Annotated in this window: 11 protein-coding genes; 6 read left to right on the top strand and 5 right to left on the bottom strand. The window is 65.8% G+C overall.

The window, feature by feature from the left end; genetic code table 11:
- The 3 genes from MYCSM_RS14740 to MYCSM_RS14730 form a co-directional block, all read right to left on the bottom strand.
- The gene (locus MYCSM_RS14740; RefSeq protein WP_015306961.1) at positions 1–1236 is read right to left on the bottom strand and encodes a CHAT domain-containing protein; all 1236 of its coding nucleotides are present in this window, start codon (positions 1234–1236) and stop codon (positions 1–3) included.
- Positions 1191–2816, bottom strand: coding sequence for a hypothetical protein (locus tag MYCSM_RS14735; RefSeq protein WP_015306960.1), 1626 nt, complete (start codon positions 2814–2816; stop codon positions 1191–1193). Before MYCSM_RS14735 ends, MYCSM_RS14740 begins: the two co-directional genes overlap by 46 nt.
- A 62-nt stretch (positions 2817–2878) precedes the next feature.
- Complete coding sequence (locus MYCSM_RS14730) at positions 2879–3361, bottom strand: lipoprotein LpqH (protein ID WP_015306959.1); 483 nt, start codon at positions 3359–3361, stop codon at positions 2879–2881.
- A 117-nt stretch (positions 3362–3478) separates the two neighbouring features.
- On the opposite strand from MYCSM_RS14730, the gene MYCSM_RS14725 reads away from it, so the two are divergent.
- Positions 3479–4639 (top strand): winged helix DNA-binding domain-containing protein, encoded by a 1161-nt coding sequence (locus MYCSM_RS14725; RefSeq protein WP_015306958.1) that lies wholly within the window; start codon positions 3479–3481, stop codon positions 4637–4639.
- A gap of 118 nt (positions 4640–4757) precedes the next feature.
- On the top strand, positions 4758–5618 hold the full coding sequence (locus MYCSM_RS14720) for a GNAT family N-acetyltransferase (protein WP_015306957.1): 861 nt from the start codon (positions 4758–4760) through the stop codon (positions 5616–5618).
- Positions 5619–5624: 6 nt separating this feature from the next.
- On the opposite strand, the gene uvrA is transcribed toward MYCSM_RS14720, so the two are convergent.
- Positions 5625–8522: an excinuclease ABC subunit UvrA gene (gene uvrA / locus MYCSM_RS14715; RefSeq protein WP_015306956.1), complete on the bottom strand. Its 2898-nt coding sequence runs from the start codon at positions 8520–8522 to the stop codon at positions 5625–5627.
- Between the two features lie 96 nt (positions 8523–8618).
- Here uvrA and MYCSM_RS14710 point away from each other — a divergent pair, with 96 nt between their 5' ends.
- Positions 8619–9290 (top strand): MBL fold metallo-hydrolase, encoded by a 672-nt coding sequence (locus MYCSM_RS14710; RefSeq protein WP_015306955.1) that lies wholly within the window; start codon positions 8619–8621, stop codon positions 9288–9290.
- Between the two features lie 14 nt (positions 9291–9304).
- Positions 9305–10189 (top strand): fructose bisphosphate aldolase, encoded by an 885-nt coding sequence (locus MYCSM_RS14705; RefSeq protein ID WP_015306954.1) that lies wholly within the window; start codon positions 9305–9307, stop codon positions 10187–10189.
- Between the two features lie 18 nt (positions 10190–10207).
- Here the strand turns inward: MYCSM_RS14705 and MYCSM_RS14700 are convergent, their stop codons facing one another.
- Positions 10208–10654: a universal stress protein gene (locus MYCSM_RS14700; protein WP_015306953.1), complete on the bottom strand. Its 447-nt coding sequence runs from the start codon at positions 10652–10654 to the stop codon at positions 10208–10210.
- Between the two features lie 337 nt (positions 10655–10991).
- Here MYCSM_RS14700 and MYCSM_RS14695 point away from each other — a divergent pair, with 337 nt between their 5' ends.
- Both MYCSM_RS14695 and MYCSM_RS14690 read left to right on the top strand, forming a co-directional pair.
- Complete coding sequence (locus MYCSM_RS14695) at positions 10992–12530, top strand: glycosyltransferase family 39 protein (RefSeq protein ID WP_041312105.1); 1539 nt, start codon at positions 10992–10994, stop codon at positions 12528–12530.
- Between the two features lie 16 nt (positions 12531–12546).
- Positions 12547–13194, top strand: coding sequence for a UdgX family uracil-DNA binding protein (locus MYCSM_RS14690; protein ID WP_015306951.1), 648 nt, complete (start codon positions 12547–12549; stop codon positions 13192–13194).
- Positions 13195–13196 lie beyond the last annotated feature (2 nt).

The following is a 13196-nucleotide window of genomic DNA, read 5'->3' as shown; positions in this document are numbered from 1 at the left end:
TCATCGGACTCCGTCGACCGCGAAAGTAGCCAGGGCCGCCCAATACAGCGGGCTCGCGCTGATGTCGCCGTCGCGCCATCGTCGCATCTGCGCACGCTGCCAACCGTTCACGGCGCGTCCCGCGGCTGGCTCTTCGTGGGCGCGGTCGACGGCGATGATCGCCTCCGCCATCGGATCGTGATCACCTGCGGCAGAGACGAACTGGCGGTAGCCAGCGGTGGTCGGTAATGACCACAGCGTGGCGGTGACCAGCTGCGCGCCACCCAGGATCATCGCCGCCACCAGGCCCGTCGCCTCGTCGAATTGATAGTCGCCGCCGGATGCACACGCAATCATCGCGATTCGCGGCGGCATCGGCAGTTTCGCCGACATCAGATCCGACGCCGTCAGCGGTCGTTCATCGGCGAGATGCAGCGCGGCCCGGTCGGCATGCCCAACGTCGCCGTCTGCGGCGGTGGCATGCCCGACGTACAGCAGCCTGCTCGGTTTCCGGTCGAGCTGACGGCCCAGCCATGACCGATCGGCGTCGGTACGGCGGAATAACTCGATGGCGCCGCCGACCTCGGGCAGCACCGCGCGTTGCCCCATCGTGGCCGCAAAGTGTTGCGCCAGTGAGGTTTCCGCCGATGGTCTGCCCAGCACGGAGCCCAGCGCAGAGTCGGGTCGCTGCCCTGGCACACGCGGATCGAGAATCAGGAGCGGCGGGCTATCGCGACGATCGTCCCAGTTCGCCGCTGTTCGCGCGGAATTCACGATGTTTGACGGGGCCGCCATCAGCACGTCCGCGAGTTCCACCAACCGGAAGCCGTCCTCGTTCGGCATCGCGAGCAGCCCCCACGGCACGCGCGCCAGCCGCGCGCTGGGCGATACGAACAGCGCGGCCCGCGGCGATGCCGCACATTCGACCAGCAGCTGCCACGCTTGGGGCGCCAACAGGCTAAGCCCCAACGTGCGGGCGATCGCCAATTCGGTGGCTGGCGCTGCGAACGGGCCTGAGGCGATGGCACGCTCGACCGCATCGCGGCGTGTCTCGGACTCGACTGGGTCCGGCAGCGCGGTGGCCAGTCGATCAAGTGCGGCAACGAGTTCGGGCTCCTGAACCACCCAGGTGACGGTTCGCGCCGGCTCTCCGACGACGCGGAGGCTGGCATAGGTGGCGACTCCGACGTCGGCGTAGCGAAGGACGAGGGTTACGGCCACGTTGACCAAGCGGCCTCGTCGGCGGTGACTGCACATCCGTAGCGCTCCGACGCCAGCGTGCGATACCGGCTCATGATCGGTCCGTTGGTCGGATCCATCTGCAGCGGTGGCAGCGGACCGAGCCGGGTCAGCGACGCGCCGCCGGACACCGCTTGTCCAGCGGCGACCAGGGCGTACTCGTCGACGGTATCGAGGGGAACTGCGGCTGTCGCGGTCCCGGTCCAGTCGGCGGTCTGGGCGTCCGGCTCGGTGCTGAAACTGCCTCGCGCGCTGTGGTATTCGACGAGTTCGCTGACGAGTTCGGTGTTGCCCCACTCCCATGCGACAGCGAAGGCGCCCGCAAGGATCCTGGCGGATACGTGGTTCGCCCACCGCATCCGCGCGTCCGCATCGGTCATGGAGTGCCGTACGGAGTCGACGGCGAGCGCCGCCGGGACCTTGAGCTCGGCGGCCTGCTCGAACTTTGCCGCCGCGGTGTGGGGGTCGGCCAGCGCCTCGGCGCGCAGGATGCTGCCGAAATGGTCGTCGAGCCGGGCGTACTGCAGCCAGCTGTGCCGTGGCCACGAGTCGAGCAGCGCGCGGGCCTCGTTGGTGCGCGCCTCAGCCGCCGCGAAGTCGCCACGGAAGATGTCGACCCAACTGCGCTGCAACAGAATACGGTGGATGTGCAACGGCTTCTCGACCTCACGCCAATGTCGTTCGGCATGCCCGAACCGCTCGTCGGCGTCGTCCAGCATCTCGATCGAGAGGCTGAGCAGACCGAAGTACAGCCAGCACCGCGACACGTCGTGCGCGCGGTAGCCCTCGGCAATCGCTGGGTACGCCTCGTGCACAAGCCGCTGACACTCCGCGCGGTCGCCCACCGACCAGCGGGCGGTGGAACGTTCGAATTGCGTTCTGGCCGTTGCCAGTTTCCATCCGCGTTTCTGGGCACGGGCACCGGCGCGCTGAAGCCACGGCTCCGCCTCCGATAAGCGCCCGGTCTCGACGCAGAACCGGCCGTATGCCGTGCCGGCCTGGACGAGCAGGAAGTCGTCGAATTCGGTTTCGCCGCAGGAGTTTTCGATGGTATCGAGCACGTGCTCCCACAGCGGAACCGACCGGACGTGCAGGTCGTCGTCGCAGAGCGCGGTGGCACAGAGAATCTGTGCATAGGTGATGAGAAATCGGTGTTCGGCCGTGAGGTCGGAGAATGTTGTCGGGGTGTCGTCGGTCAGGATCAGCAGTGCGGCCTCGGCGGCCTCATGGTCGCCGTGCGCGGCGGCGGCAAGTCCGGTCCGCAGAAACTGCGCCCGTCGCGAATACCGGCAGATCATGTGGTCGACGTCGGCGTCAGACATCGGGACCTGGGCCGCCGCTTCGGGATTGGTGCCGGTCCGGATCGACTGGTAGATGGTCAGGCAGTCGGTGATGCGGCGGAGGCATTCCTCGACGCCGTTGTACGCCGTGCGAACCAGGTAGATCTCGCCCAGCTGGGCGTAGACCTCGAGCAGAAGATCGTCCCGGTCGGCCTTGTCGATCTGCTCGTCGAGAGACAGCAGCAATTGCTTCGCCGCTTCTTCGTCCGCGGCGAAGATCAGCCGTCGCGCGCGCTTCAAGTCGCTGGCTATCGTCACAGGTGAATTGTAGGAAGCGGCGGGCGCGGGAGGGGCGCCCGCCGCTTCCGTACTTCGGCCGATCAGCTGCAGGTCACCTTGACGGTGAACGGCTTGGTGATCATGCCTGCCATCGGGTTCTTGATGTCAGCGCCCGCGGCCTGACCGGTGATGGTGTAGGTGCTGCCGTCGACCTTGACGTCGGCCTTACCGACCTGTGCGCCCATGCTGTTGGTGACCGCCAGAGCGTTGCCGTCAACAGTCATGCCCAGCGACTCCACGGTCGGCGGGTTCGCGTCGCTCATCACGACGGCCAGGCCCGCCTGGCCGTTGACTGCGGCGCTGGCCACGTTGATCTTGCCGCCCTGCTTGACGCACGTCACCGATTTCAGATCGAGGCCGGAAAGGTCCTTACCGTCGACCTTGACCTCGGTGCTGCCGCCTGTGCTGACCTGTGAGCCACCCGCAGCCGTCGCCGGAGCGGGTCCGCTCTTGTTGTCAGAGCATCCCACCAGCACAGCAGCCGCGGCGGCCAATCCGACCACGCTCACGACAACCTTGTTCATCGATTTTCCCTTCGTCGTACGTCGCCTTGATGGCGTCCGTCGTGGGTTCAGTCAAAGTCGGCCCGATGGCTACCGATCCCAAACTTTGTCGGTCTGTGCAGGTACGGTTCGTCCGCGATGCGGTCATTCACGGTTGAGGAGCGACGAGCTCGGCTCGGGCGGCGACATTTTCTGGCTGAGCCGGCAGGGTCGCTCGACGGTGTGGTGGCGGATCTGGTCGGGCTGCATGCCACCGATCCGGCCACTCCGTATTTGTCGCTGTGGGCGCGGATGCCGGGCTTCGCCGTCGCTGACCTGGATGCCGAACTGTATGAGCGCCGCACCCTGCTCAAACACCTGGCGATGCGGCGCACACTGTGGACGGTGCGGGCGAAGGACCTTCCGCTGATCCAGTCGGCCGCCAGCGACCGCGTAGCAGACAACGAACGCAGGCGATTGGTCACGGACGCGCAGAAGGCGGGCGTCGCGACGGACGGTGAGCGATGGCTGGATGCGGCGTGCGCGGCGGTACTGCGTCACCTCGCCGAACACGGCGCGGCCAGCGCGAAGGAGTTGCGCGAGGCGCTGCCCGAGCTGACCGGCCGGTACGACTACGCGCCCGGCAAGCGTTGGGGCGGCGAGACTCCTTTGGCGCCAAGGGTTTTGACGGTATTAGCCGTGCGGGGTGATGTCGTCAGGGGCCCGAATGACGGCGCGTGGACGATTTCGCGGCCGCGATGGACGCCGATGGGCGCGTGGCTGCCATCGGTTTCGGAGCCCGCAGAGCCGGAGGCGGCTCGCGCTGAACTGGTGCGCAGATGGCTGCGGGCGTTCGGCCCCGCGACGGAGACGGACATCAAGTGGTGGTTCGGCAACACCCTGACGTGGGCGCGGCACGCGCTGCGCGACATCAGCGCTGTCGAGGTTGATATCGACGGCACACCCGGTTTCGCGTTGTCCGATGATCTCGACATCGAACCCGATGTCGAGCCGTGGTGCGCGCTGCTGCCCGGCCTGGATGTCACCACGATGGGCTGGTACGGCCGCGACTGGTATCTCGGTGAGCACCGCGGTCAGTTGTTCGACACGAATGGCAATGGTGGCCCGACCGCATGGTGCAACGGCCGGATCGTCGGCGGCTGGGGTCAGGACGCCGACGGCCGCGTCGAGGTGCGGCTGCTCGAGGATGTGGGCCGCGACGCGAAGCGGGCGTTGAAGAAGCGGGCAGCGGAGCTGACGGCGTGGCTGGACGGTGTGCGTGTCAGCCCAAGCTTTCCGTCGCCGCTGTCGAAGCGCTAGCCGCTGGGCCACGCACAGGCCGGCAGACACAATTGCTGTCGACACCAGGGCTGTCCGTCTGTCGACTCATGGCGCTGATTTCCTCTCGGTTGCCGAGTGCTCGGCGCACACTTGGCTGGTGACACGGCTGCGGATTCGCGAGGCGACGGCGCACGACGCCCAGACGCTGGGTCGCATATTCTTCGATTCCTTCGAGTCGCTGGCGACGCGCCACGGGTTCCCCATCGAGCCCGGCACCCCGGAATTCACCGAATTTCAGATGACGTCAATGCTGAGCACCGACGGTATCCACGGTTTGGTCGCCGAAAGCGACGGCAAGATCCTGGGCAGCGGATTTCAGGACGAACGCGGCATGATCGTCGGCGTCGGCCCCATCAGCGTCGATCCAGCCGCGATGGACGCCGGCGTAGGCCGGGCGCTGATGGAGGCGTTGCTGCTCCGATCTGCCAACCGAGAAGTCGCGGGCGTCCGACTCGTCCAGACGGCCTACCACTATCGATCGCTTTCGCTGTACGCCAAGCTCGGCTTCGCTGTCCGGGAGCCGCTCTCGGTCTTCCAAGGCAGTCCTAGCGCGGAACCTGCACCCGGCGCCACGGTGCGACCAGCCACCGCCGACGACACCCAGGCATGCGATGCCATCTGCCGATGGGTGCACGGCCACGACCGCCACGCCGAACTGCAAGCCTGGATCGCCGCCGGCACGGCGCGAGTGGTCGAGCGCAACAACGACATCGCCGGATATGCAACCGGATTCGGCTACGGGTGGCATGCGGTCGGTCGGACCGACGACGACGTTGCCGCCCTTCTGGGTTCCGCCGAAACGCTCATGGGGCTGGGTGTTCTTGTGCCGTCACGCAATACCGCGCTGATGAAGTGGTGCTTCGAGGCGGGGCTTCGTATCGTGCAACAGTCGACGCTGATGACGGTCGGACTGTACAACGAGCCGCAGGGCTCCTGGCTGCCGTCGATCAGCTACTAGCGGGTACTAAGCGGTGACCCTGCGGCCGCGAGACTTCAGCTTCGGCCGCGGCACGTCGAGGACCTCCGCGAGGAAATGCCCGGTGTAACTGTCCGGGTTCACGGCGACGTCCTCCGGCGTACCCGACGCGACCACCGAGCCGCCACCCGCCCCGCCCTCGGGACCCATATCGACAATCCAGTCCGACGTCTTGATCACATCGAGGTTGTGCTCGATGACGATGACCGTATTGCCTTTGTCCACAAGGCCATTGATGACGCCGAGCAGCTTGCGGATGTCCTCGAAATGCAGTCCCGTCGTCGGTTCGTCGAGGATGTACACCGTGCGACCCGTCGAGCGCTTCTGCAGTTCGGACGCCAGCTTCACGCGCTGCGCCTCGCCGCCCGAGAGCGTCGGCGCCGGCTGACCCAACCGCACATAGCCGAGCCCGACGTCGACCAGCGTCTGCAGATACCGGTGAATCGAGCTGATCGGCGCGAAGAACTCCGCCGCTTCCTCGATCGACATGTCGAGCACCTCGGCGATGGTCTTGCCCTTGTAGTGCACTTCCAGCGTTTCCCGGTTGTACCGGGCGCCGTGGCACACCTCGCACGGCACGTACACGTCCGGCAGGAAGTTCATCTCGATCTTGATGGTGCCGTCGCCCGAACACGCCTCGCACCGGCCGCCCTTGACGTTGAAGGAGAACCGGCCCGGCTGATAGCCCCGCACCTTCGCCTCGGTGGTGGCCGCGAACAACGTGCGGATCTTGTCGAACACCCCGGTGTAAGTGGCCGGATTCGACCGCGGCGTGCGGCCGATCGGCGACTGGTCGACCCGCACCAGCTTGTCCACCTTGTCCAGCCCGGTGACGCGGGTGTGCCGGCCGGGCACCTGCCGCGCGCCGTTGAGTTTGTTAGCCAGCACCGATGCCAGGATGTCGTTGACCAGAGTCGACTTGCCCGAACCAGACACACCCGTCACAGACGTCAGCACACCTAGGGGGAACGACACATCGATCTCACGCAGGTTGTGCTCGCGGGCGCCGACGACGGTGAGCTGACGCTTGTGGTCGGCCGGGCGCCGAATAGCCGGCACCTCGATCTGTTCCTTGCCCGAAAGATACGCTCCGGTAAGCGAATTCGGGTTGGTCAGCAGTTCGTCATACGGGCCGCTGTGCACGATGCGACCACCGTGCTCCCCCGCCGCCGGGCCGATGTCGACCACCCAGTCGGCGTGGGCGATGGTGTCGAGGTCGTGCTCGACCACGATCAGCGTGTTGCCCAAATCCCTTAGCCGGATCAGGGTTTCGATCAGCCGGCGGTTGTCACGCTGATGCAGACCGATGGACGGCTCGTCGAGCACATAGAGCACGCCGACCAGTCCCGACCCGATTTGGGTGGCGAGCCGAATGCGTTGCGCCTCACCGCCAGAGAGCGTGGCCGCCGCCCGCGACAGCGACAGATATTCCAGCCCGACGTCGAGCAGGAAGCCCAACCGCGATTGGATCTCCTTGAGCACCTGCCCCGCGATGGCCTGCTCGCGCGTGCCGAGCGTCAGCCCGTTGAGGAACTCTGCGCACTCCGCAATGGAAAGTTCAGCGACCTCGGCGATCGACATGTGCTTGCTGTCCGCGGCCAGCGTCACCGCGAGGATCTCCGGCTTCAGCCTGGTGCCTTCGCATTCCGGGCACGGAACGTCACGCATGAAGCCCTCGTAGCGCTCCTTCATCTGTTCGGAGTCCGTCTGCTCCATCTTGCGCTGAAGGAACGCCATCACGCCTTCGAAATCGGCGTAGTACGAACGGGTTCGGCCGTAGCGGTTGCGGTACCGCACGTGCACCTGCTCGTCGCAACCCTCGAGAATCGCTCTGCGTGCCTTGGCAGGCAGCTTCTTCCACGGCGTGTCGACGTCGAAGCCGAGTTGATCACCCAGGCCCGACAGCATCCGGGTGAAGTACTCGGCCGTCTGGCCCATGGACCATGGGGCCACGGCCCCTTCAGCCAGCGTCAGCTCAGGATCCGGGACTACCAGGTCCGGATCGACCTCTTTCTTGATGCCGAGGCCGGTGCACTCCGGGCAGGCGCCGTAGGGCGAATTGAACGAGAACGACCGCGGCTCCAGGTCGTCGACGGCCAGCGGGTGGCCGTTCGGGCAGGCCAGCTTCTCGGAGAACCGTTGCTCACGGTGCGGGTGGTCGTCCTCGCGGTCGACGAACTCGAGGACGACGATGCCGTCGGCGAGGGTCAGCGCCGTCTCCACCGAATCGGTCAGCCGCTGCTTGGAGCTGGCCTTCACGGTCAGCCGGTCGACGACCACCTCGATGTCGTGCTTTTCCTGCTTCTTCAGCTTCGGCGGATCGGTCAGCGAGTGCACCACCCCGTCGACGCGCACGCGGCTGTAGCCCTGCGAGTTGAGCTTGTCGAACAGGTCGACGAACTCGCCCTTGCGGGTGCGCACCACCGGTGCCAACACCTGGAACCGCAGGCCCTCGTCCATTGCGAGCACCTGGTCGACGATCTGCTGCGGCGTCTGCCGCGCGATGCGCTCGCCGCACACCGGGCAGTGCGGGGTGCCGGCCCTGGCATAGAGCAGGCGCAGGTAGTCGTACACCTCGGTGATGGTGCCGACGGTCGATCGCGGGTTGCGGTTGGTGGACTTCTGGTCGATGGACACCGCGGGTGACAGACCCTCGATGAAGTCGACGTCGGGCTTGTCCATCTGGCCGAGGAATTGCCGCGCGTACGCCGACAACGACTCGACGTAGCGGCGCTGCCCCTCGGCGAAGATCGTGTCGAACGCCAGCGACGACTTGCCCGAGCCGGACAGACCGGTGAAAACGATCAGCGCATCGCGAGGTAATTCGAGGTCGATGCTTCGCAGGTTGTGCTCCCGCGCACCCTTGATGATCAGGCGCTCAGCCAACTGTGTGTCCTCCCGAAGACAGAAGTCATGCCCATGCTATGTCCACCCACCGACAACTTCGCGGGCGCTGTGAAGCCATTCGATAACGTGAGCACTATGACGACCGTCGACGACAACTACACCGGCCACGTCGAACCCAGAACCGCGGCGCGGCGCACCCTTCCCGGCGCGTCGATCGTCAAAGTGTCAGTAGGCCCGATGGACAACAACGCGTACCTCGTCACGTGTTCCCAAACAGGCGAAACGCTACTCATCGACGCCGCCAACGACGCCGAGATCCTGCTCGAGCTCATCGAGAAGAACGCCCCCAAGCTGTCGTTGATCGTCACCAGCCACCAGCACCAGGACCACTGGCTGGCACTAGAGCAGGTCGCCAAGGCCACCGGAGTGCCGACGGCCGCGCATCAACTCGACTCCGAGCCGCTGCCGGTGAAGCCCGAGCGCGTGTTGGCCCATGGCGACACCGTCAAGATCGGCGAACTGTCCTTCGACGTCATCCATCTGCAGGGCCACACTCCTGGCTCCGTCGCACTGGCTTTAAACGGCGCGGACGATGCCACCCACCTGTTCACCGGCGATTGCCTGTTTCCCGGCGGCGTCGGCAAGACGTGGAAGGAAGGCGACTTCGAGCAGCTGCTCGAGGGCGTCACCCACCGAGTGTTCGACGTCTACGGCGATTCGACCGTCGTGTACCCGGGGCACGGGGACGACACCACGCTCTGGACGGAACGCCCGCATCTTGACGAGTGGAAACAGCGCGGTTGGTGAGAAAAGGAAAAGGGATGAACACCGAACAATTCGACAAGGCCCGCAACGGCGCCGGATTCATTGCGGCACTTGATCAAAGCGGCGGCAGCACGCCCAAGGCGCTGAAGCTCTATGGCATCCCCGAGGACGCCTACACCGGCGACGAGCAAATGTTCGACCTGGTGCACGAGATGCGGACCCGCATCATCACCAGCCCGGCCTTCGACGGCGACCGCATCATGGGCGCAATCCTCTTCGAGATGACAATGGACCGCACCATCGACGGGCGGCCGTCGGCCGACTACCTCTGGAACGTCAAAAACGTCGTGCCGTTCCTCAAGATCGACAAGGGCCTCGCCGACGAGGACCAGGGCGCACAGGTGATGAAGCCGATGCCTGGCCTCGACGCGCTGCTGAACCGCGCGGTCGAGAACGGCATCTTCGGTACCAAGGAACGCTCGGTCATCAAGCTGCCGGGCGCCGGCCTGGACGCCGTCGTCGACCAGCAGTTCGAGGTGGCCCAGCAGGTCCTCGCCAAGGGACTCGTGCCGATCATCGAGCCCGAGGTCGACATCCACAGCCCGCGTAAGGCCGAGGCCGAAGATCAGCTCAAGGCCGCGCTTCTCGATGGTGTCAACAAGCTGGCCGACGACCAGGCGGTCATGCTGAAGCTGACGCTGCCCGACACCGACAACCTGTACAGCGAACTGGTTGCGCACCCGAAGGTGGTCCGCGTGGTCGCGCTGTCCGGCGGTTACAACCGCGACGAGGCGTGCGAGAAGCTCGCGCGCAACAACGGTGTCATCGCTAGCTTCTCGCGCGCGCTGACCGAAGGACTGACCGCGCAACAGAGCGATCAGGAGTTCAACGCGACACTGGATGCGGCGATCGGCGAGATCGCGAAGGCGTCGAGTACGTAACCCAGCGGCAGGGACGCATCAAGGAGTGGTGTGCACGATGAGCACGTCGGTCTTGGACCGGCGTGCGACGTTGGCTGGCACCGAGCCGAGCAGACGGCCGGCGATGGTGCTCAGCCCAACGTTGCCCACTACGAGTAGATCGGCGTTGACTTCCTCGGCCAGGTCGACGAGTGCGTCAACCGGCGCGCCGACAACGGCCTTCTCCTCGACATCGCCGGCACCGGCGGCCTTCGCCCGGTCTTTCGCCTCACGCAAGATGGCGTAGATCGGCGCATTGCCTGCCATCTTGTAGCCCTCGTCCTTGAGGACATCGGCGGCGCGCTGATCCTCGCTCTGAGGGAAGTACGCGGTCGCGACGACCACCCTGGCACCCGACCCTGCGGCGATCTGGCCGGCCTTGTCCACCGCGCGCAGTGACGAATCCGATCCGTCCGTGCCGACGACGATGGTCTGGTAGCCGCTCATCCATTCCCTCCCAGTGTCAGTTGCAACGCCACCCGAGACAGTAACCTGTTGCTCGTTGACCAGGGGCGCAATTGGAAACACCCGATGGTAACCGGCGGTTGGGCCGTACACGCACCTTAAGTGACGGACGCGACGCCGTTGCTACGCCGAACGCCCGTGTCGCAACGGCATTGCCGACGTGACCCAGATCAACTTTTGTGAACGCGCCACGGCCCCAAGGAAAGTCGGAACCGATCTCGACGACGACGTCAAATATGCGGCCGTAGCGGGTTTTCCCGAGCGCGCAGCGTAGAGACGAGTTACGGTTTTGCCGTCACTAGAGGGGCAGGCCGAGCAGGTGGATCTTTCAACCGGACCGCTGCGCGTCGCGCGCGTCCAACCGCGAGAGCGGGTTCGGGCCGGACGGTTCGATCCGGCGATGGTGGCGGTGTTCGCCGTTGCGGTGTCCGCGGCGGGTGCGGCCAGGCCGTCGCTGTGGTTCGACGAAGCGGCGACGATCTCTGCGTCGACTCGATCGGTGCCCGAACTATGGCGGCTGCTGCACAACATCGATGCGGTGCACGGCCTCTACTACCTGGTGATGCACGGTTGGTTCGCGATCTTTCCTGCGACGGAGTTCTGGTCGCGGCTATCGAGTTGTCTTGCCGTCGGGATTGCCGCGGCGGGTGTTGTCGTTGTGGGCAAACAGTTTTCGACGCGAACCGTAGGTGTGTGCGCCGGCGTGGTTTTCGCGATCCTGCCACGGATCACATGGGCGGGCATCGAGGCGAGGTCGTACGCGCTGACAGTGGCGGCTGCGGTGTGGTTGACGGTGCTGGTTGTCGTCGCCGCCCGACGGAACACATCGGCGCTGTGGCCGCTGTACGGGCTGGCGTTGGTGGTGTCGACGGTGCTGAACGTGTTCGTGGTGCTGATGGTCTTGGTGCACGGCGTTGTAGTGGCGGTGGTGGCCAAGAACCGGGCGGCGATACTGCGGTGGGCCGCGGCGGCGACGGTCGCCGCGCTGTTGGTCGGCCCGTTCCTGATGTTCTGTCGTACCCAGATCGCGCAGGTCAGATGGATTTCGCCGATTCATTTGGGGACATTCGTCGAGATCGTGCAGGAGCAGTACTTCGACCACAGTGTCGGGTTCGCGCTGTTGGCCGGGGCGGTGCTCGCGGCCCCGTTGCTGCTGCGGCGGCCGTGGCAAACCGGCGACCGCCAGCTCGCAGGCATTGCCGTGGCGTGGATCGTGCTGCCGACCGTCGTCTTGCTGCTGTATTCGGTGGTGCAGCAACCGATTTACTACCCGCGCTACCTCTGCTACACCTCGCCCGGCATGGCGCTGCTGCTGGCGGTCTGCATCGCGGAGTTGGTCCGCACCCGCGAACGCGTCACCGCGGTGGTGGCCGCGTTTGCGCTCGCGGCCACCCCGAACTACCTCCTCGAGCAACGCGGTCCGTATGCCAAGGAGGGCATGGACTTCAGCCAGGTCGCCGACGTGATCACCGCGCACGCGTCGGCAGGCGACTGCCTGATCCTCGACAACACGACCACATGGAAGCCGGGCCCGATCAGGCCGCTCACGGCGGCCCGGCCCTCCGCCTACGCAAAGCTCGTCGATCCCGGCCGCGGCTTGCGCGCCGCGCAACGCAACTGGCTGTGGGACCAGCACCTCGCTATCTGGGGCGTCGCCGACCGCGTTCAGCACTGCAGGGTGCTGTGGACGGTGTCGGAACGGGACACCACTGTGCCGGATCACCAGAGCGGCCAGGCGTTGGATCCAGGGCCACGACTCAAGCGGGCCCCGGCGTACCAGGTGCCGCAACACATGGGCTTTCACATCGTCGAGCGCTGGCAGTTCAGCTTCGCGCAGGTGGTGAAGTCGACGCGATAAGGGGTAACCGAAGGCGGTGAGCGCCGCCGACTTCGTGCCCGACACCCATGACCTCGACACGCTGACCGAGGCCGCGCACGGATGCAAGGGATGCGATCTGTACCTGGACGCCAGCCAGACGGTATTCGGTGCGGGCGCGAAAGATGCCGCCATGATGCTCGTCGGTGAACAACCGGGCGATCAGGAGGACAAGGCGGGCGCTCCGTTCGTCGGGCCTGCGGGCAAGTTGCTCGACAAGGCGCTGATCGAGGCTGGCGTCGAGCGCGACCGGTTGTACGTCACCAACGCGGTGAAGCACTTCAAGTTCACGCTGCCCGAACGCGGTAAGCGCCGCATCCACAAGACCCCCAGTCGAACGGAAGTGGTGGCGTGCCGGCCATGGCTGTTCGCGGAGATGATGTCGGTTGAGCCCGACGTTTTGGTGCTACTCGGTGCCACCGCGGCAAAGTCGTTGATGGGTAACGACTTTCGGTTGACAACGCATCGCGGCGAGGCGCTGCACCTTCTTCCCACCAATGAGATGGCCGACCTTGACTTCGACCCCCTGGTGACCGTCACGGTTCATCCGTCGTCTGTGTTGCGCGGACCACCGGAGGACCGGGCGAAGGCGTTCGACGGGCTGGTGGCAGATCTGCGGTTCGCCGCCGGGCTGGTTGCCCATTGAGA

It is taken from the genome of Mycobacterium sp. JS623 (assembly GCF_000328565.1).
Classification (GTDB): domain Bacteria; phylum Actinomycetota; class Actinomycetes; order Mycobacteriales; family Mycobacteriaceae; genus Mycobacterium.
Note: the sequence above shows the minus strand (reverse complement) of the source record. Positions and strands in the feature narration are given on the sequence as shown.